This window comes from Paenibacillus illinoisensis NBRC 15959 (genome assembly GCF_004000925.1).
Classification (GTDB): domain Bacteria; phylum Bacillota; class Bacilli; order Paenibacillales; family Paenibacillaceae; genus Paenibacillus; species Paenibacillus illinoisensis.
Genome location: NZ_BIME01000001.1, coordinates 956,273 through 975,000 on the forward strand (window position 1 = coordinate 956,273; position 18,728 = coordinate 975,000).

Here is an 18,728-nt window from a genome sequence, read left to right on the forward strand (position 1 = left end):
TTACTCTTCCCCGCCTTCTCGGACCTGTTCACGCGGCACACGCCGGGCAACACCAGTTCTCACTGCCGCTTCAACTACACGCTTACGGATCGACTTGACCACCTTATCATTGAATACGCTTGGAATAATATAATAACGCGTACGTTCCTCATCCGAGATGGCAGAAGCAATGGCCTTCGCGGCTGCGAGTTTCATTTCTTCATTAATCTCCGTCGCACGGCAGTCCAGAACTGCTCTGAACATCCCCGGGAAACAAAGCACGTTATTAATCTGATTCGGATAATCTGAACGGCCTGTAGCCATGACGGCCACGATATCCTCCGCTACAGCTGGCATAATCTCCGGTACCGGGTTTGCCATCGCAAATACGATAGGGTCCTCAGCCATGGATTGCACATCTTCACGGGTTAACAGATTGCCACGGGATAATCCGATAAACACGTCTGCTCCTCGAATAACATCCCGCAATGAACCCGACTCCAGCTCCGGATTGGTTCGCGAAGCATAATCACTCCATACCTCATTTTCATAGGTTTGTGTCCGTACAATCGCTCCCTCACGGTCAACACCGATTAATCGGCTTGCTCCAGCGGACAGGAGAATATTGCTGCAAGCCACCCCTGCGGCGCCAATACCACAGACGACGATTTTCACATCGTTAATGGATTTGCCGACAAGTTTGAGCGCATTAATCAGACCGGCATATAACACAACTGCGGTACCATGCTGGTCATCATGAAACACGGGAATGTCCAGTTCCTCATTCAGTCTTCGTTCAATTTCAAAGCATCGCGGAGATGAGATATCCTCCAGATTAATACCGCCAAAAGCAGGTGAAATCGCTTTCACCGTGCGAATGATCTCCTCGGTATCCTGTGTATCCAGGCAGATCGGGAATGCATCCACACCTGCAAACTGCTTAAACAGCATAGCCTTTCCTTCCATGACCGGCATCGCTGCACGAGGTCCAATGTTCCCTAGTCCGAGCACGGCACTGCCATCGGATACAACGGCAACCGTGTTCCGCTTGATGGTCAGCGAAAATGCCTTGCCCGGTTCATCGGCAATCGCCGAACATACACGAGCAACATCCGGTGTATAAACACGTGACAAGTCTTCCCGGTTATGAATCGGCGTTTTGGGAGTGACTTCGATTTTGCCGCCAAGGTGCAGCAGAAACGTGCGGTCAGACACGTTAATAATGGACACACCTTTGAGCTGGCGTACCGCTTCTATAATTTTGCTGTTATCCTGCGCATCCGTTACCGCAACTGTCAAGTCGCGCACACTCACATCCTGATTGGTCGAAATCACGTCGATGGCAATGATGTCTCCCCCAGCTTCCGAGATGGCCGAGGCCACTTCGCCAAACTTGATATCTTTCGTTGTCATTTCCAGCCGAATAATAATGCTGTTGCCGTCCAGATTTCTCTGATTCATTCCAATTCCTCCCAGACTGAAAGTCTTGAGTTGCACGTTACCTGTTTCTCTTCGCTGTACATGCACTCTTTTCCTTTATCTTGTCCAGAAAAAGTGACAACTGCTACATGACTTTATACAAAAAAAGACCGCCCTTACGTCTGATCTGACGTGTAGGACAGCCTTTCTCAGTTATCTTATTTTCGTGCAGCCGGTCTTCTCAAGACACGAATGTCATACGGCTGCAGATCCAAATGGGCATGAACTTCATCGCCACGAAGCAGATCCGTATAAGATTGCTTGTCCAGCTCCAGCTGCTTGGTTTCCGGCGTATAGTTCTGTACAAAAACATAGTCGGATGTACCATCAGTTCGCAGATGCGCAGTGACTCCTGCAGGAAGTTTGGTATCGAGTGCACGTTCAATTCCCAGATCTGCAATGAGCTTGCCATAGAAATCATCATAGAACGGTGCAGTGAAACGCGTTGCGATATAATACGCTTTACCGGACCCCAATCGGTTAACGGTCAATGCAGGTCGTCCGGCATAAAAGTCTGAACGATAGGTTGCCAGCGTCTCCGCCCCTTCCAGATGGATGAGATCACATAATTCAATTGCATCGTATTCAGCCTGCAGACCGAGTTCGTTTCCGCTCACAGGAATCGCCCCATTCTGATCCCGGTCATGCAACCCGTCGATCTCTTCGGACCAGATCCCAAGCGTTTTGCGAAGTGGTCCCGGGAAACCTCCCAGGAAGCATAGGTCATTCTCATTGACGATCCCTGACCAATAGGTTCCGACGAATGTACCTCCATTTTCCACAAATCGCTCAATCCGTTCACCTACACCTTCCCGAACGAGGTAGAGCATCGGTGCGATCAGCAATTTGTACTTCGAGAGATCGGCTTCCATATCGATCACGTCCACAGGTACTCCTTTTTTCCAAAATGCATCATAATGCCACTCTACCGTCTGCTCATACTTCACGCCAATATTACGCGGTCCCTGGGAATCCTTCACTGCCCAGCGGTTCTCCCAATCGAAAATGATGGCCACTTCTGCCGGTACGGACGTGCCTACAACCGCTTCCATTCCTTCGAGAGCCGTGCCTACGTCCGTCACATCCTTGAACACACGTGTGTGTTCATGTCCAACATGATCCACGACAGCACCATGCAGCTTCTCGCTGGAGCCTCTGCTCTTTCTCCATTGGAAGTACTGCACACTATCCGAACCATGCCCTACCGCTTGAAGAGAAGACAGCAGATGCATGCCTGGACGTTTCAGCTTGCTGGTCTCCTGCCAGTTCGTTGAACTTGGCGTACTCTCCATCAGCAGGAACGGCTGCCCGCCTTTGATCGAACGAACGATATCATGCATCATCGCTATTCGGGAAGCCAGTTTATCTTCCTCATCCGCATCATGCCATGTCGGGTAGCTGTCCCAAGACAGGAAGTCCAGAATATCGGCAAACTTCCAGTAGTTCAATCCTTCATAAAATTCCATCAGATTGGTTGTTACAGGCAGATCCGGATTACTTGCTTTGAGCGGTTTTGTTTCATGCACGATGAAGTCTGCTGTCTGATCCGTAACGAATCGCCGCCAGTCCAGATTCATGGCATGCACCTGTGTCTCACCATGCGGCGAAGGCGATTCCACCTGACTCCAGTCTGTAACCGTATGGCTCCAGAACGTAGTCCACCAGGAATGATTCAATTCATCCAGCGTGCCATATTTATTTTTCACCCAGCCGCGAAAAGCCTCCTGACAATAATCACAATGGCAATCGCCGCCAAATTCATTGGAAATATGCCAGCCGATCACCGCAGGATGCTGCGAATAACGTTCGGCGAGTTTGGTATTGATAGCCGTTACCTTTTCCCGGTATACAGGAGATGTATAACAATGGTTATGACGGAAACCGTGCAGGTTGCGAACCCGATTGGCTCCTACACGCAATACTTCCGGGTATTTGGCGGACATCCAGGCAGGTCTTGCACCGCTCGGCGTCGCGAGAAAGGCGTAGATTCCATTCGCTGCAAACGTATCCAAAACACGATCCAGCCATTCAAAGGTGTATACACCTTCCTCTGGTTCAAGGGATACCCATGAGAAGATGCCAATGGACATCACGTTGCACTTGGCAAGCTTCATCAGGCGGATATCTTCTTCCAGCACCTCAGGATATTTGAGCCATTGCTCCGGGTTATAATCTGCACCATGCAGCATGTGCGGCACCTTCGTACTTACAGGTGGATATTTATAAGTCATATTTCGAGTCTCCTTATCCTTATGTTGAATAGCTCTCTATCTGATCAATGCCGAGCCCTTCGGCGTATCCTTTTCCGATTTCTCCGAAGTTACATCAGCCTTCAAAGCTGTAAACGATTCCAATTTGCGGCCTTTAAAATCAAACATCGTCAAATTGCCCCAGTTGTTCGGATGTCCAACAGACCATTCCGGCTTACTCGGGATCCATGCAGGCTCCCAATAGTAAAAACCTTGACCCAATCCTCCCGGAACCTCACGAATAATCTGTAGTAAGTCCTGCAGGTAGCGCGCTTGCCCTTCCACACTTGCCGGATAACCTGGCAGCAGCAGATCTTCCTGATTCAGAATCCACTCGTGATCTTCGGGTTGTTCCAGTGTCCAGGGATAAGCGGTCTCAACCACGTTAATGGGCTTGCCGTATCTGGCGGCCAGGTCATGCAAATTGTCACGCAGCGCGTCCAATGTTCCATGCCACCAGGGATAGTACGAGAGTCCAATCGTATCGAACTCCACGCCAAGTGCTTCGAAACGGTCGTAAAACTTCCGGCTTTCCACGTTATCCCCGCCACGATCAATATGGATCATGATGTTGATATTGGAATCAACGGATTTAACAGCAGCAATACCGTACTTCACCAGGCCTGCAAAACGTTCCCACTGTTCGTCGGTGTCATGCTCTTCACCGCTCACCCGTCCTTCATCCCACAGCATGCCTGGGGTAATTTCATTCCCGACCTGTACCATGTCAGGCAGCGCGTCATGTTCTTTTAACGTGCGAAGCACATCTGCTGTATAGGTGCACACCGCCCGCTGAAGTTCCTCATAAGACAGATTCTCCCACGCTTTGGGCTTCCACTGGTTGGCTGGGTCTGCCCAGCGATCCGAGTAATGGAAGTCGAGCAGAAATTGCAGCCCTTGTTCTTTGATCCGTTTGGCAATCGTTACGGTTCGCTCCAGATTGCAGAATCCTCCGACAGGATCGTTCCAGATCCGCAGTCGAATCGCATTGGCACCGTTCAGCTTCAGGATGGACAGCAGGTCCTGTTCCTTGCCGTCCGTGTCGCTGTAGCTCCCTCCATGCTGTTCAATTTCATCCATAAAAGACACATCCATCCCAAGAATGAATGGCTTATTCTCCAAGTTGCTCACTTGTTCAACCTCCATTGGATTAGATTTAGCAACCAGGCTCAGCCTTTAACTGAACCCAGTGTCATGCCTTTAACAAAGAAACGCTGCAGGAACGGGTACACAATCAGAATTGGGGCGCTTCCGATAAAGATTTGTGCAGCTCTTACCGTGGTTTGAGAAATGGTCTCCATCTCTTTCGGGTTCATGGCCATCGTACTCATATCACGTTTGATAATGACGGTCTGCATGAAAGTAGCCAGCGGATAATCCTTAGCATTGTTCATATAGAGCAATCCGTCAAACCATGAGTTCCAGTGGAACACCATACTGAACAGTGCAATGGTCGCGATCGATGGCATGGAAATCGGCAGGAAAATACTGAACAACGTTCTGAAGTGATTCGCTCCATCCATCAGCGCCGCTTCCTCAAGCTCTTTCGGAATACCCCGGAAGAAGTTTAGCATCAGAATAACGAGGAATGTATTAACAGCTCCCGGCAGCACCAGCACCCAGAAGGAATCCATTAGGCCGATTTTCTGAATGACCATATAGAAGGGAACCAGTCCCCCATTGAAAATCATACTAAAAACGAAAATCCATGAATAGACGGTTCTTCCTTTAAATTCATTATTTTCTTTCGACAACGGGTAGGCCGCCAAAAAGGTAATCAGCAACGTAATTCCCGTACCAATAACGGTCCGCAGCAAGGAAATCCAGAGAGAGTTTAGGAAAATCGGATTATTCATCGTTTTTTTGTATGCTTCAAGTGAGAATCCTACCGGCCAGAGGCTGACGAGGTTGGCGTCTGCGGCAGCCTTGTTACTGAAGGATACAGCCAGGACATGAATCATCGGTACAATACACATAATGGCAACCAAAATGAGAAAACAAATATTAATGACGTTGAACACGCGATAAGGCGTTGATTTATGATACATCGTGGTCCCTTCTTTCTCCGTTCATTCGATTAGAATATACGATATCCGGCGTATTTTTTGGCTAGGCTGTATGATACAAGGATCAAGATCATGCTGATGACCGATTTAAACAATCCAATTGCGGTCGCGAAGCCCATCTCTCCATTTTCCAGCGCCGAGCGATATACGAATGTATCAATAATGTCGCCCGTTTGATATACGAGCGGGTTGTACAGGTTGAAAATCTGATCGAACCCAGCGTTAAGCACGTTGCCCAGTGCCAGTGTTCCAACCACCATCAGCATCGGTACAAGAGACGGGATGGTAATATGCAGCGTCTGCTTCCAGCGACCCGCTCCGTCAATCTCTGCTGCTTCATACAGCGCCGGGTTAATGCCGGCAAGGGCAGCCAGGAAGACAATCATGTTATAGCCGAATTCCTTCCACACATCCGTTAGAATGATCGTTGGTCGGAACCAGCTGTTATCGCCAAGGAAGAAATATGGCCCAAGTCCGAATGTCCCGAGTACCCGGTTCACCAGTCCTCCGGTGGATAACAGATCAATCAGAATTCCGCCCAGGATGACCCAAGACAAGAAGTGAGGCAGATACACCAAGGTTTGAATCGTTCGCTGGATCGCCATCTTGCGAACCTCATTGAGCAGAATCGCGAACACAAACGGGACAAACAAGTTAAAAATGAGTTTTAGCACAGCAATGATCAATGTATTCCAAATGACTTGCAGGCTGTCCTCGCGTTCAAATAAATATCTAAAATTATCAAGCCCGACCCACTCCGAGCCGCTGATGCCGAGCCATGGTTTGTAGTTCTGAAATGCCATAACAATTCCGCCCATAGGCACATAACTGAATATAATCAGAAAGATGATGGCTGGCAGCAGCATTACGTGAAATGGCCAAGTTCGTTTCAAAGTTCTCATGATTGCTCCCCCTGTAATTCTTCCTACTCAAGGCTTCCTGAGTGGCTTATACTGCGATTATATCAACCGTTTGCATAGGTCAAACAGCACATAAAAGCAATATAAATGGCACAAAAGCAACCACTTTGGACTAGCTGCATTTACAGCCATTCCTCCCTCTTGGGCTAGCACCCCTATCAAGCAAATCAAGCTCTCCTAACGACAAAAAAGCGCGCAGACCTGGCTGGTCTGCACGCTCCTTGTATTCTTATTTTTTCACACTGTCATACCACTCGTTGACCTCTTGTGTGATTTGGTCACCGCCACCCGATTTCCACGTTTGTACAAATGTATCGAACGCATCTACAGGATTTTTGCCATAAATAATTTCGTTGAATGCCTGATTCTCGATTTTGTTCAGATAGTCGAGCTTGGATTTCATCGTCGCTGTTGTAGGACCTGTAAACATGTTTTTGTACGAGATCTCTTCCTGACTGAGCAATACTTTTGCAGCAGCAGGGGTTTCTGGCCCATAGTTGACGGCCACGTCCTTCTCAAGCTTCGTCTCAGGCTCTTTGCCATCAGCCAGGTTCAGCAGTGCTTTCATCTGGGCATCCGGAATACGGGCACCATCACGCACAAGCAGATAACGGACAACGTTCACATATCCGCCCTCAATTTGATCAATCGGCAATTGTTTGCCGTCAGCATCCAATTGATAGTCATACTTTTCAAACAGACCGTTATCATACGGGCTTCCTGGTGCAGGATCCGCATAGTTGTCGAACAGGTAGTTCTCATAAGTAAAGAACGCTTCAGGATGCTCCATGTCTTTCTTAATTAGGATGACACCATTAACAAACTGTGTACCGTGACGCATGGCTTTACCTTCAGGTCCTACTGGAATTTCGATCGGCTTCCAAACGGCACTTGGCACATTTTTCACCGTATCCAGCAACGGCCATCCGCTCATCCAGTAAGGGCCTGGAATAATGCCGGCCGTACCCGCCACGGCAGGCTCTGCCGTTTTGTTCTCATCCCACAAAGCTGCTTCCTGCGGAATGTAACCTTTTTTGAGCCACTCGCTCAATTTGGTCAAACCTTGCTTCATGCCAGGGTTGATGGAGCCATACTCCAGCTTGCCATCTGCACCCAGATTCCATTGGAATGGCAGCGTACCGTATGCACCGAAGATCCAGGATGGATCACCCATCCAGGTGTTCATGGATGTTTTGAAACCGATACTCAGTGGAGTGACCTTGTCTGGAGCCAATCCATCCGGGTTATTATTTTTGAACGCTTCCATTACGGCTTCCAGTTCGTCAATCGTTTTTGGCGCTTTCATGTTCAGCTTGTCCAGCCAGTCCTGACGGATCCAGAGCAGGTAGTCATTGTTGTAGGCATAGTCGAGTACCGGTATACCCATTCTTTTGCCATCACGGCTGTACTGGTTCCATACGTTCGGATCCTGCTCCATTGCTTTCTTCCAAGTATCCGATGCGTATTTATCGAAAAGTGGACCGACTTCCTGATACATGCCGGAATCAATCAAATCCTGAGCCAGCAGGTTATCTCCTACCGTTACCACGTCAGGCATCTCTTGACCGGAAGACATGGCCAGACGAAGTTTTGTCGCGAATGCGTTGTTCGTATCTGTCACAGACCACAAGGATTTGATTTCAATTCCAAATTTGTCTTTGGCCCATTTGGTTGCCACGTTATTTTCCATCGATTCGCCATTTTTGAATTTCAGCTCAGGGTCAATTCCCCATGCTGTTGTAATCGTTACTGCCGGATCATATTTTTCTTTGTATTCGTTTTCAACGGCTGGCGTGCTGGAACCAGCACTCTCACCGCCACTGCCTCCACCGCATGCAGCAAGAATGACAGCCAAACACGTTGTCGTAGCCAGGAGCGGCAGCCATCTCTTTTTTGTAGATTTCGCTCTCATTGTTGTTCCCCCTCAATCAATCGTTTTGGTTACCCTTTCATTATAGGCCTGCCAGGCCTTTCAGCCTATGTCACGAAAACAAGATTTCTGCACCTTTGACAACCTATATATTGGAATGGAGGATGAAATTATGCCTGGTCACGGAATTCATTCGGCGTCATGCCGTAATGCTTTTTGAACATTTTGCTGAAATATTGCGGATTTTGATATCCAAGTTCACTCGTAATTTCGTAAATCTTCTTGTTGCTGTTCTTCAGCAGATACAGCGCACGTTCCATGCGCATGCGAATCATGTAGTCCCCAAGTCCTTCTCCCGTTTCGGCTTTGTAAATCTTCGACAGATACACGGGATGCAGGTATACCTTGTCGGCAATCATCTTCACGGACAGATCCTGTCCGGTATCTCTGGTAACCATCTCCTGAACCTGCTTGATGACATGCCTGCGGCTCTGGGTTCCCGCCTGATCGGATAACTCTTCCTGAAGCTTCGCAAGCATTTCCGTAGCCCAGCGTCGCAACCGTTCGGGAGATTGGATCAACTGATGTGCCAGCAGCAGGTCAAAACCTGCATGATCGATCTCGTGCACCAGGTGACCCTGCTTGTGGGCGATATACATGAACGCATTGGTCACAGACAAATACATCTCATACACGTGTTCTCTGGACAAACACACCCGATCTGCCGCGTCAAATACAGCATTAAGCTTGCTTGCTGCAGCTTCCCACTGCTTCGTTTCGAGCAACTGGGGCAAAACGGGAGGTTTATAGAGTTCTTCCAGCGCGTGCGCTGCATCGTTTTCCATCCGCAGGGATCTATCCTTGTCCATGAAAATAATCTTGTTCTCTTCCGGTCCGGAAAGGACCAGCGATCCCAGACTTCTGCGGTAAGCTGCAGTCATTTCTTTAAACGGAAACGGCGGTGTAACCACCATGGACAGATCTCCCTGCAGGTAACGAATGACATGCTCCCGGAAAGTATTCACCGGTCCGGTCAATGTCTCCTCGCTCATGGATGCTTCCTCCACCGGTCCCTGATGCTGTAAAAACATGACCAGACATTCATGCGGCCCTCGTCCAAACCAGACTCTGAATTGGTCCCCGAGAACTTCCTCTGCGATGTTGCCTACCGCAAAGTCCATCAGGTCGAGTGATTGCTGATCCATGGAAGAGAATCGGCCTGTAAGACGAATAAGGAGCATAACCACCGGTTCTTCGGGTTCAAGTCCAATCTCATATTGCTGCAGCTGTTCGCGAAGGGCACGCGTTGTAATTTCACGACCAAGCAGCAGATCATGCATCAGATTTTCACGCAAAATTTTATAATCCGATTTCCGGCTGTACAGGAGCCTATGATATTTATCAAACTCATCCCACTCCCCGCGGAGAGACGTAATCGCAGCAGAGACCGAAGCCATAAATTCCTCATCATTCACGGGTTTCAGAATATAATCGGATGCCTGCAGCTGAATTGCCTTTTTGGCATAATCAAAATCACTATGCCCTGTCAGCAGAATACAGCGGATATGAGACCATCTGCTGCTCACCTCTTCAATCAGGTCCAATCCGCTCATACCGGGCATACGAATATCGGTAACGACGATATCGACCGCATTTTCCTCCATAATCTCCAGCGCTTCCTTGCCGGACGCTGCACGAAGCACCGTCGTTACTCCGAGCTCTCCCCACGGAATGGTCATTTCCAGACTCTCCGTTACATACGTTTCGTCATCCACTAGCAGTATATCAATCAACGTTCGTCACTCCCTGTCTGCGACATTTGCAATATATATTTACTCTCAAAAAGCAATCAATGGTCGTCAATCACTCTGCATCGGCACTTCTTCCTCGTCTGTTTCATCTTCTGCTGGCCATGACAAGGCTACACAGAGACCCCCCAGTGGGGATTCGGTTATGTTAATGCCTGCCTGTTCTCCATACCGCAGCTGCAATCGTTGATTCACATTCCACAGACCACAACCCATATCCTGATCCATCGTGCCCGTGAGCTTGTCCAGCAGCTTATCCCGCTCCTCACTGGTCATGCCCTGTCCGTCATCTTCGACCTTTAGAATCATGACACCATTCTGTTTTTCTCCGGATACCCTGATCTCTCCAGCATCTGCATCGGCTTCAATGCCGTGAATGACCGCATTTTCAACCAAAGGCTGCACGATAAGAGGTGGAACCTCCTGTCTCATCATGCTGGCTGGCAGATCAATGCGGTAACGAATCCGATCCATGCGCATCTGCTGGATTTCGAGGTAACAGTTCACAAATTCGATTTCCTCGTTCAGCGGCACAACGTCACGTTCCTGTCTGGTTGTATAGCGATAGTATCTGGATAGATTGTGTGACATGGCTACCACGGCATCCACACGTTTCAATTTCGCCATACTCGTGATAAAAGAGAAACAGTTATAGAAGAAGTGCGGGTTAATCTGGGATTGCAATTGCTTCAATCGGGCTTCACGTACGTGAATCTGTTCCAGATACACATGCTCAAACAGCTGTTGAATCTGTTCCACCATGGAGTTGAATCGCTCGGACAAAAAGCTGAATTCATTCCGGCCCTTGGGCTTAATTCGTACCGAATAATCTTCCTGCTTCAATCGCTGGAATCCGCGAATAAGCTGCTTCACAGGTACCTGTACCTGAACGTACAACAGATAGGCGGCCAGGAAACTCATGCCGAGCAAACATATCATTGAAGAATAAAAAAGCACATTCGATTGATGAATGGGTTTCAATATATCGGATAACGGCATATAATCCACCAGATACCAGCCTGTCGTGCTGGATTTGACCGTATTCACCATGTAAGGTTCGTTGTCGATCACTACAGTGCGATTGTCCACATCCTGAAGGGTATGAATCGCCAGCTGGTCCATCAGCCGATTGGTCAACTCACGATCCGAGGTTCGGTTATAGATGACACCGGATTCCTCTCGATAATAGAAGGGATCATGTCTTCCATCATCCTTGAACTTGTCCAGCATATCCCGAATGTTATCGCTGTCAAATTCCAGCTTGATAATGGTCTCTGCATTCACCGCGGGGTCCTTAATCCCATAGGGAGAAGCGGTAATCCAGCTGAACATGAATTTCTCATCTTTCCCGTCCACAATCTTGCGGACATCCCAACCCGAAACCATACTTTCCCTGAGTGCCTGCTTGTCATAAAAACGGGCATCCCGTTCGGAGACAACCCTGCCCATGGAAGGGGAATATAAATATAATTTCGTTGTCCAGTTCGACGAACTTTCCTGAATACTCAGCTTGTTCTGGATCCGCTTGACCAGATTGATTGCATCGAGGTCAAAATACCGACTATCGGTATAAATCCGGCGGAAGCTCGCAATATCCGGATCATGGATGAGAAGATTAGGCCAGGACGATAACAGTTCAATGTGCGTATTCACCTGATTTTGAAAAAACTCAAGCTGGTTGCTATTGGAACGATTCAATTCATCCCTGAGTACGGCCGTCGTTTTGTGATTTGAGTACCAGTAAAGCAATACAACGGGGATCAACATAATCAGGATCAAGATCACCATTTTGGAAAACAGATTGGTCCGGTATGACATTATTCATCTCACCTTGTCTAAATTTGTCGTGACATTAATTGTAATGATGTAAGCGGTAAAAACAATCACTTTTTTTATCCACGCAGTTCTCCGCCCTTGTCCATTCACCAGACTCAATCAAACCGGCTCATTTATAGCGTAAGCGTTACCATATTGAGGATAAAGGTCACAAAACCAATATTTCTGCACTAAATGCAACTTCCACAACACAAAAAAGCCAGCCTATTGGCCAGCTCTTCGCGGATAACATCGCTATTGCATGCTTCTTGAAATTGGTTTCTATATGTATGTGTTCCTTGCTGAAACTTATGGTATGGCATAATCGAATACAATGTTCTGACCTTCTACCTCTACATCCAGCACAATATCCCTAAGCTTTCCCCTTACTTGAAGCGGTGACTGTGCAGAACCTGAAAATGCAAGTTTGCCGGTGAACGTGCCATGTGGCATGATTTCGAGATGAACCGGCTGGAGTTCAACGGACTTCAGAGCTTCGTATAAAGGATCATCCTGCTGTCTGTAACTTCTCGCCAAGTCGGGCAAAAGCACAGCTGCGACGGTCTGCCTGCTATAATTTTTAAGTGTGAGATCACAGCTTACTCTTGTATTTCCATCCAGAGCCACTTCGTACATGCAGGAGCTATCATTCTGAAGATATGATACACCATGGATACCAGTGGAACCCCATTTGGCGACATACATCACCTTATCTGTGATGTAGGAATAACTTAAAATAATGACCACGACGATCAGCCAGAGCTGTCTTGCCAGCCGAGGATACGAAGACTTTACTTCCTTGCGGGTTAGATAAAAACTGCATCCTAATAAACCTAGTCCTATAAATAGCGTAATATGTACACCGCTCATGTACGCCGTGGTATAGGGGGATAACCCTATTTTGGATAACATCCGATCTCCCACCGAGTAACCCAGGTGGTGATTAAACGTAAAAATGATCGCAAAAAGCAGCAAAATCGCAGAGAACGCTAATTTCGTCCTCGACACAGGAACACCCCCTATTTAGCCACCTGATTATATCATAATTTTCCTAATTATGGTGTACAATCCATATCAAAAAAAATAAATCAAGGCGTCTTCGACTATTGCCGAAAACACCTTGATCAGAAGAAGTATCGTTACTTGGCCAGGAATGCGTCGAGCTGTTCCTGTTTGGCTGCAATGATTTTATCGATACCTGCGGCCTTCAGCTTCTCCAGATACTTGGGAATCATTTCGTTTGGATCCACTGCTCCGGATGTCATGCCTGGTTTGAACTGTTTGTTCACGTTATTAACCGCTGCTATTTCGTTTTTGACGGACTGGCTGTTGAAGGTAAAACCAAGTGCAGGCGACTTGACTCCCTTGGCATTAAACTCCTTGAACTTCTCCCACTTCTGAGGATCTTCATTATCCCAGAGGAAGTTCAGGAACTGATTACCCAGCTGCCATTGGGCACCAGGATTATACGTGCGGCTGTTTGCATCCACGCCTTCAGGCAGCGTGATAATATTGTCTTGACCATCCTTTTTCACATAATGCTTGCCTTCGATTCCGAAATTCAACAGATTATTGATTTCCTTGTCCGAGTGGAGCAGGTTGATGACCTGCATCGCTTTTTCCGGCTGCTCGGAAGAACGCGAGATAGCCAGCATGGCACCGGAAGCATCACCGGTTGTGATGGTCGGCTCTGTCATTTCAATCTGAGTCAGCGGATATCCGACGTATCCTTCTTCTTCCTTGTCCTTCCCCGGTTTCATGCCGTCTGTCCACATAAACGCTTTACCTGCCTTCGCCTGATCTTTCGGGAAGACGTTGGAAGTTGCCGCATCGCTATTGATATACCCCGCTTGATACCATTTGCGTGCCAGTGCTGCGGCCTCCTTGAATTCAGGTGTCTCTACTTCGTTCAGCACAGTTGTTGTGCCAGCTGTCTTGGAGATGACTCCAGGTACGGATGCATCACCGAGATAATCCCAATCCAGATTCTCCAGCAGTCCGTTACCATTGGTGTTCGACATATAGAATGGAGTAACGGATGGTTCGTTTTCCTTGATTGTTTTCAGCAGAGGCTCCAGATCGGTCCACGTTTTTACCGTGGTCAGGTCAAGTTTGTATTTATCCGCGAGATCCTGGCGCACCAGAACACCACGTGTAGCTGCCAATTCCTTGTTTGTCGGAACGCCGTAGTTTACACCATCAACCTGGGAACCTTCCAGGAAAGCAGGGTCCAGATTTTTTTTGATATCCTGCCCATATTGATCAAGCAGGTCATTTAGGGGCAGGAACGCACCTTTGGCCACGTTGACGGTATAGTTCTGCCATGCCGCCGTGAAAATAATATCCGATTTTTCTCCGGAAGAAATCATCAGATTGAGCTTGTTATCCCACTGTCCCCAGTCGATTGCGTTAATCTTGAGCGTAGCTCCGATCTTGGGCTCCATTTTTTTATTAATCTCGGCTTCCACCAGTGCCACGTCTTTCTGTGGTGTCCCCGGGTAGTACAACGTTACCTCATATGGTTTGGCTGCATTTTCCCCTGAACCTCCGTTTTCTGCCCCTTGCGTTGTTCCGCCTTGGTCTGATGAACATCCGGCAAGCACCAGGCTGAATGCCATCACGGCTGCCGTAAGTCGCGTCCATACCTTCATTGATTTGATCAACTGAACCCCTCCCAATAATGTTGAACTTTTGCGCACACGATTTCCCCAATTCGCATGTAACCCGGATCTAACTCAGATCCTTCACTGCATTGTATATATGCCCTTTCATTCTATCTTGGGATCATCCACTACCCCGCTGACCGGGACGGAGTTATCCCTTCACAGCACCCACCGTCAGACCTTTAATGAAGTACCTTTGGAAGAACGGATAGGCCAGCACAATCGGACCGATGCCCACGACAGCCATCGCCATTTGCAGCGTTTTGTTAGGCAGATTCAACAATCCGCCCTGTGATGAAATCTGTGAAGAAACATTGGAGTTGGATGTTAAATATTGAATATCGAGCAGTGTTCGGTACATGAGGTACTGAAGGCTGATCGTCCGGTTATCAGAGATAAAAATCATACTGAGGTACCAGTCATTCCAGTAGTTCAGTGTGCTGAACAGTGCCACGGTGGCCATAACCGGTAAGGAGAGCGGCAGTACGATACGCGTAAACGTTCGGAGCTCACCTGCTCCATCAATCCGTGCCGATTCAAGAATGGATACCGGAATGGAATTGGCGAAGAATGTCCGCATCACCAGAACGAAGAACGGTGATAACAATAACGGCAATATCAAGGCCAGAATGGAATTTTTCAGATCCAGGACATTGACGTATACGAGATACCAGGGAACGAGCCCCCCGTTGAACAACATTGTGAAGAAAATAAAGAAGGCAAACCATCCGCGGTAAGGCAAATCCCTTCTGGAAAGCGGGTAGGCATATAGTGCAGTCAACGCCACGCTGGTAATGGTACCTACCACTGTCACGATGATGGAAATGCCGTAGGAATGGATAATCTGATCCATATCCTTGAACAGAAACTCATAAGCCGTCAGGCTAAACTTCTCGGGGATCAGCTTGTATCCGTTCGCAATGACGGTTGTCTCGTCCGAGAAGGAAATGGCGAAGACAAGCAAAATCGGAACGATGCAGGCTATGGCATAGAAGATGAACATCGCGTGTATAACGGACGCGGAACGCCGCGATACAGCAAGTGGGTCACGTGATTTCACAGCAGACTTGCCTCCTCTCTAAAATAATGCATTATCTTTATCCATTCTTCGGACGATCGTATTGGATACAAGCACAAGTACAAATCCGACAACAGCCTGATACAGTCCAGCCGCAGAAGACATCCCAATGTCGCCGCCAATGAGGAATGTGCGATAGACATAGGTATCCAGTACGTTCGTTACAGGGAACAATGCCCCCGATTCCAATGGAACCTGATAGAACAGACTAAAGTCCGCATAGAAGATTCGGCCGATCTGCAGCAAGGTCATGATGACAATGAGCGGAACGAGAAACGGAACCGTGATAAACCAGATCTGATGCCACTTGCTTGCTCCGTCCAGCACGGCGGCTTCGTAGTACTCCTCATCAATGCCTACGACTGCTGCGAGATAAATGACGGCATAGTATCCGATGTTTTTCCAGGTATTCACAATTGGCAAAATGTACGGCCAATACTTCGGCTCCGAGTACCAGTCAATGGGCTGCCCGCCAAAGAGCTGCAGGATCGTCGAGTTCATAAAACCTGAATCCTTGCCGAGAAACGCCAGAACCAGATAGCTAACCACGATCATGGATAAAAAGTAAGGCAGGAGCATCAAGGATTGATACAGTTTCGACATCGCTTTGTTCTTTACTTCATTGAGCAGGATCGCAAGCCCTACCCCCACAAACAGATTGAGCGCAATAAATACCGTGTTATACGCAAGTGTGTTGCGGGTGATCTCCCAAGCATCACTCGTTGAGAACAGGTACTTGAAGTTATCCCAACCGCTCCAGGGACTGCCCCAAATTCCGTCGGCGTAATTCACATTTTTGAAGGCAATGAGGACGCCGAACATCGGCATATAGTTGTTCACCAGCAGAAACAGAATCCCTGGCAAAAACATGAGATACAAGACCTTGAACTTACCAAGATTGTACAAAACAGACTTTCGCTTGCGGACTGATCTATCCGGTATATCCGCTACCCGTACACCCTTACCCGCCTGGGGTTGTGTCTTCATAACCTCTTCTCCCTCACTCCTCTTGATTTCCTTCCTCAGGATGAAGCACCGCTGTGTATCCTGTGGTTCAAGTATAACCGCGGGGAGCTCTGGCCCAATATCGGCTGTGGTGACCTTTTCACTTATCAAATGATGACATTTGTATGATACCAGATAAAATAAAAACAAAATAAAAGACGCAGCATGCTGCGTCAACGCTAGACCGTTCTGGACTGTTTACGAAACTCCTGCGGCGTAATGCCCGTGCACTTTTTAAACATTTTCGTGAAATGGGAGTAGTTATAATAGCCCACTTTGCCGGCAATATCCGTGACCTTTACGGTGGATTCAGATAACAAGGTTTTGGCTTTGTCTACCCGCCGCTGCAATATAAATTCAGAGAGAGACATTCCCTTCTCCTTCCGAAACAGCCGGGACAGATATGCTGGATTGAAGCCGGCAAACGACGCCAGTTCCTCACGCATCAGATCTTCGCCAATATGATTCTCGATATAAATGCATAGTTGGTCCACAATCGTCATCGGACTGTGATCATCCGGATACAGGATCGGAATGGCACGGTCAATCAGATCCATGGACCAAAGTTTTAATTGCGGCAAGGAGCGTGTAACCATACTTTCTTCAGGCTCACGCTCACCAGGGTACAGACTGCGTACGGATACATTTTTCTGATGAAGCAGGGGATAAACCACATGCAGCATGGCATGATAGAACAGGCGCAGAATCTCTGGAGATAACTGTTCCTGCGCAGCCAGCAGCTCGAATATTTCTTCCACGCGTTCCCGAAGATCATCCACTTTGCCGGTTTCAAACAAAATCGACAACTCCGAAAACCAGGGGATTGGCAGAAATCGGTCCTCCGGTTTCTTTCCCTGCTCATCATAAACGAATACTCCCTCAAGCTCTCTGATATTGCGTCGCTCCATATCCATCAGTTCATTCAGCAAACCCTGCAATTCGGTTACGGCCACGGGTGCACCTACGTAACAGGACAAGCGGCAGTAGAAATACGTCCCACATTCCCGAATATACAGCTGACAATTCTGTGCCACCTGGCTAGCAACAGGTACAACTCCATCCTGTTCATACGCAAGTACGATATTCAGACCGCTATGGTCCTGAAATACTTCTCCTGGCCGATCCCCAAGGATCATCTCCCTCGCTGCATTCCGAAGAGCATATTCCAGCACCTCCTCATCACGCAGATCGAATTCCCTTACCCATTCCTCTACCGATATGACAATCGGCAGAATACGGGCATGCGGGTCGATCTCCGCACCATAGACCTCGGCCAGCTCCTTCAGCCGTGGCTTGGTTAGAGTGACGCGCTGGGAAATGGCATCTTTCCAGAACCGCTCCGTCAGCAGTGGTTTGTGGGTTTGCCAGCGCTTGTATACCGACTCATATATTTCATTGGTACGCGAACGCTGCTCTCCGGCCTTGAGTTTATCCACGGCCTGCGTAACCACCTTAAGAAGTTGATCAGCTTGGGCAGGTTTTAGCACATAATCGAAGCTGTTTAACTTGAGCGCTGTCTGAGCATAGTCAAACAGGGCATGACCTGTCAGAAATATCGTCAGAATGCCCGGAGCATGCTTCAATACCCAGCTCTGCAGATCCAGACCAGTCTCTCCCGGCATTTCAATATCAGAGATCATGATCGAGATGGACTGGCTCTGAAGCACCATTCGTGCCTCTTCGGCATCACCCGCACTAAATACCCGATCAATGCCGGCCAAACGCCAATCAATCCCTTCTACCATGGCCTGAAGAGCATAAACCTCATCGTCCACGATTAATAGATTTCGCATCAG

The 18,728-nt window shown here is 48.1% G+C and carries 13 protein-coding genes; all 13 read right to left on the reverse strand.

Translation table 11 applies throughout. The annotated features are described in order from the left end of the window. Positions 1-1,440 (reverse strand): NAD-dependent malic enzyme, encoded by a 1,440-nt coding sequence (locus PIL01S_RS04105; protein WP_127536357.1) that lies wholly within the window; start codon positions 1,438-1,440, stop codon positions 1-3. 176 nt (positions 1,441-1,616) lie between these two features. Next, on the reverse strand, positions 1,617-3,689 hold the full coding sequence (locus PIL01S_RS04110; protein WP_127536359.1) for a beta-galactosidase: 2,073 nt from the start codon (positions 3,687-3,689) through the stop codon (positions 1,617-1,619). A 36-nt stretch (positions 3,690-3,725) separates the two neighbouring features. Beyond that, a complete protein-coding gene (locus PIL01S_RS04115) occupies positions 3,726-4,838 on the reverse strand; it encodes a glycoside hydrolase family 53 protein (RefSeq protein ID WP_246058082.1) in 1,113 nt (370 codons plus the stop codon). A gap of 38 nt (positions 4,839-4,876) precedes the next feature. Next, complete coding sequence (locus PIL01S_RS04120) at positions 4,877-5,755, reverse strand: carbohydrate ABC transporter permease (protein ID WP_062321957.1); 879 nt, start codon at positions 5,753-5,755, stop codon at positions 4,877-4,879. 29 nt (positions 5,756-5,784) lie between these two features. Beyond that, positions 5,785-6,675, reverse strand: a complete 891-nt coding sequence (locus PIL01S_RS04125; RefSeq protein ID WP_127536363.1) for an ABC transporter permease — start codon at positions 6,673-6,675, stop codon at positions 5,785-5,787. Positions 6,676-6,922: 247 nt separating this feature from the next. Next, on the reverse strand, positions 6,923-8,605 hold the full coding sequence (locus PIL01S_RS04130) for an extracellular solute-binding protein (protein WP_127536365.1): 1,683 nt from the start codon (positions 8,603-8,605) through the stop codon (positions 6,923-6,925). A 128-nt stretch (positions 8,606-8,733) separates the two neighbouring features. Next, on the reverse strand, positions 8,734-10,356 hold the full coding sequence (locus PIL01S_RS04135) for a response regulator (RefSeq protein ID WP_127536367.1): 1,623 nt from the start codon (positions 10,354-10,356) through the stop codon (positions 8,734-8,736). A gap of 66 nt (positions 10,357-10,422) precedes the next feature. Then, a complete protein-coding gene (locus PIL01S_RS04140) occupies positions 10,423-12,189 on the reverse strand; it encodes a sensor histidine kinase (protein WP_127536369.1) in 1,767 nt (588 codons plus the stop codon). A 306-nt stretch (positions 12,190-12,495) separates the two neighbouring features. Next, positions 12,496-13,194, reverse strand: a complete 699-nt coding sequence (locus PIL01S_RS04145; protein ID WP_127536371.1) for a hypothetical protein — start codon at positions 13,192-13,194, stop codon at positions 12,496-12,498. A 131-nt stretch (positions 13,195-13,325) separates the two neighbouring features. After that, the gene (locus tag PIL01S_RS04150) at positions 13,326-14,849 is read right to left on the reverse strand and encodes an ABC transporter substrate-binding protein (RefSeq protein WP_127536373.1); all 1,524 of its coding nucleotides are present in this window, start codon (positions 14,847-14,849) and stop codon (positions 13,326-13,328) included. 151 nt (positions 14,850-15,000) lie between these two features. Then, complete coding sequence (locus PIL01S_RS04155) at positions 15,001-15,909, reverse strand: carbohydrate ABC transporter permease (RefSeq protein WP_127536375.1); 909 nt, start codon at positions 15,907-15,909, stop codon at positions 15,001-15,003. 18 nt (positions 15,910-15,927) lie between these two features. Beyond that, positions 15,928-16,914 carry an ABC transporter permease gene (locus tag PIL01S_RS04160; protein WP_174818659.1) on the reverse strand — a complete coding sequence of 329 codons (987 nt, stop codon included), beginning with the start codon at positions 16,912-16,914 and terminating at the stop codon, positions 15,928-15,930. A gap of 197 nt (positions 16,915-17,111) precedes the next feature. Continuing rightward, positions 17,112-18,725: a response regulator transcription factor gene (locus PIL01S_RS04165; RefSeq protein WP_127536376.1), complete on the reverse strand. Its 1,614-nt coding sequence runs from the start codon at positions 18,723-18,725 to the stop codon at positions 17,112-17,114. Between the last annotated feature and the right edge of the window lie 3 nt (positions 18,726-18,728).

Bases quoted from the DNA above. Each gene is read 5' to 3' on its own strand.
- PIL01S_RS04105 (WP_127536357.1), bottom strand. From the start codon at position 1,440: ATGAATCAGAGAAATCTGGACGGCAACAGCATTATTATTCGGCTGGAA.
- PIL01S_RS04110 (WP_127536359.1), bottom strand. From the start codon at position 3,689: ATGACTTATAAATATCCACCTGTAAGTACGAAGGTGCCGCACATGCTG.
- PIL01S_RS04120 (WP_062321957.1), bottom strand. From the start codon at position 5,755: ATGTATCATAAATCAACGCCTTATCGCGTGTTCAACGTCATTAATATT.
- PIL01S_RS04125 (WP_127536363.1), bottom strand. From the start codon at position 6,675: ATGAGAACTTTGAAACGAACTTGGCCATTTCACGTAATGCTGCTGCCA.
- PIL01S_RS04130 (WP_127536365.1), bottom strand. From the start codon at position 8,605: ATGAGAGCGAAATCTACAAAAAAGAGATGGCTGCCGCTCCTGGCTACG.
- PIL01S_RS04140 (WP_127536369.1), bottom strand. From the start codon at position 12,189: ATGTCATACCGGACCAATCTGTTTTCCAAAATGGTGATCTTGATCCTG.
- PIL01S_RS04160 (WP_174818659.1), bottom strand. From the start codon at position 16,914: ATGAAGACACAACCCCAGGCGGGTAAGGGTGTACGGGTAGCGGATATA.
- PIL01S_RS04165 (WP_127536376.1), bottom strand. From the start codon at position 18,725: ATGCGAAATCTATTAATCGTGGACGATGAGGTTTATGCTCTTCAGGCC.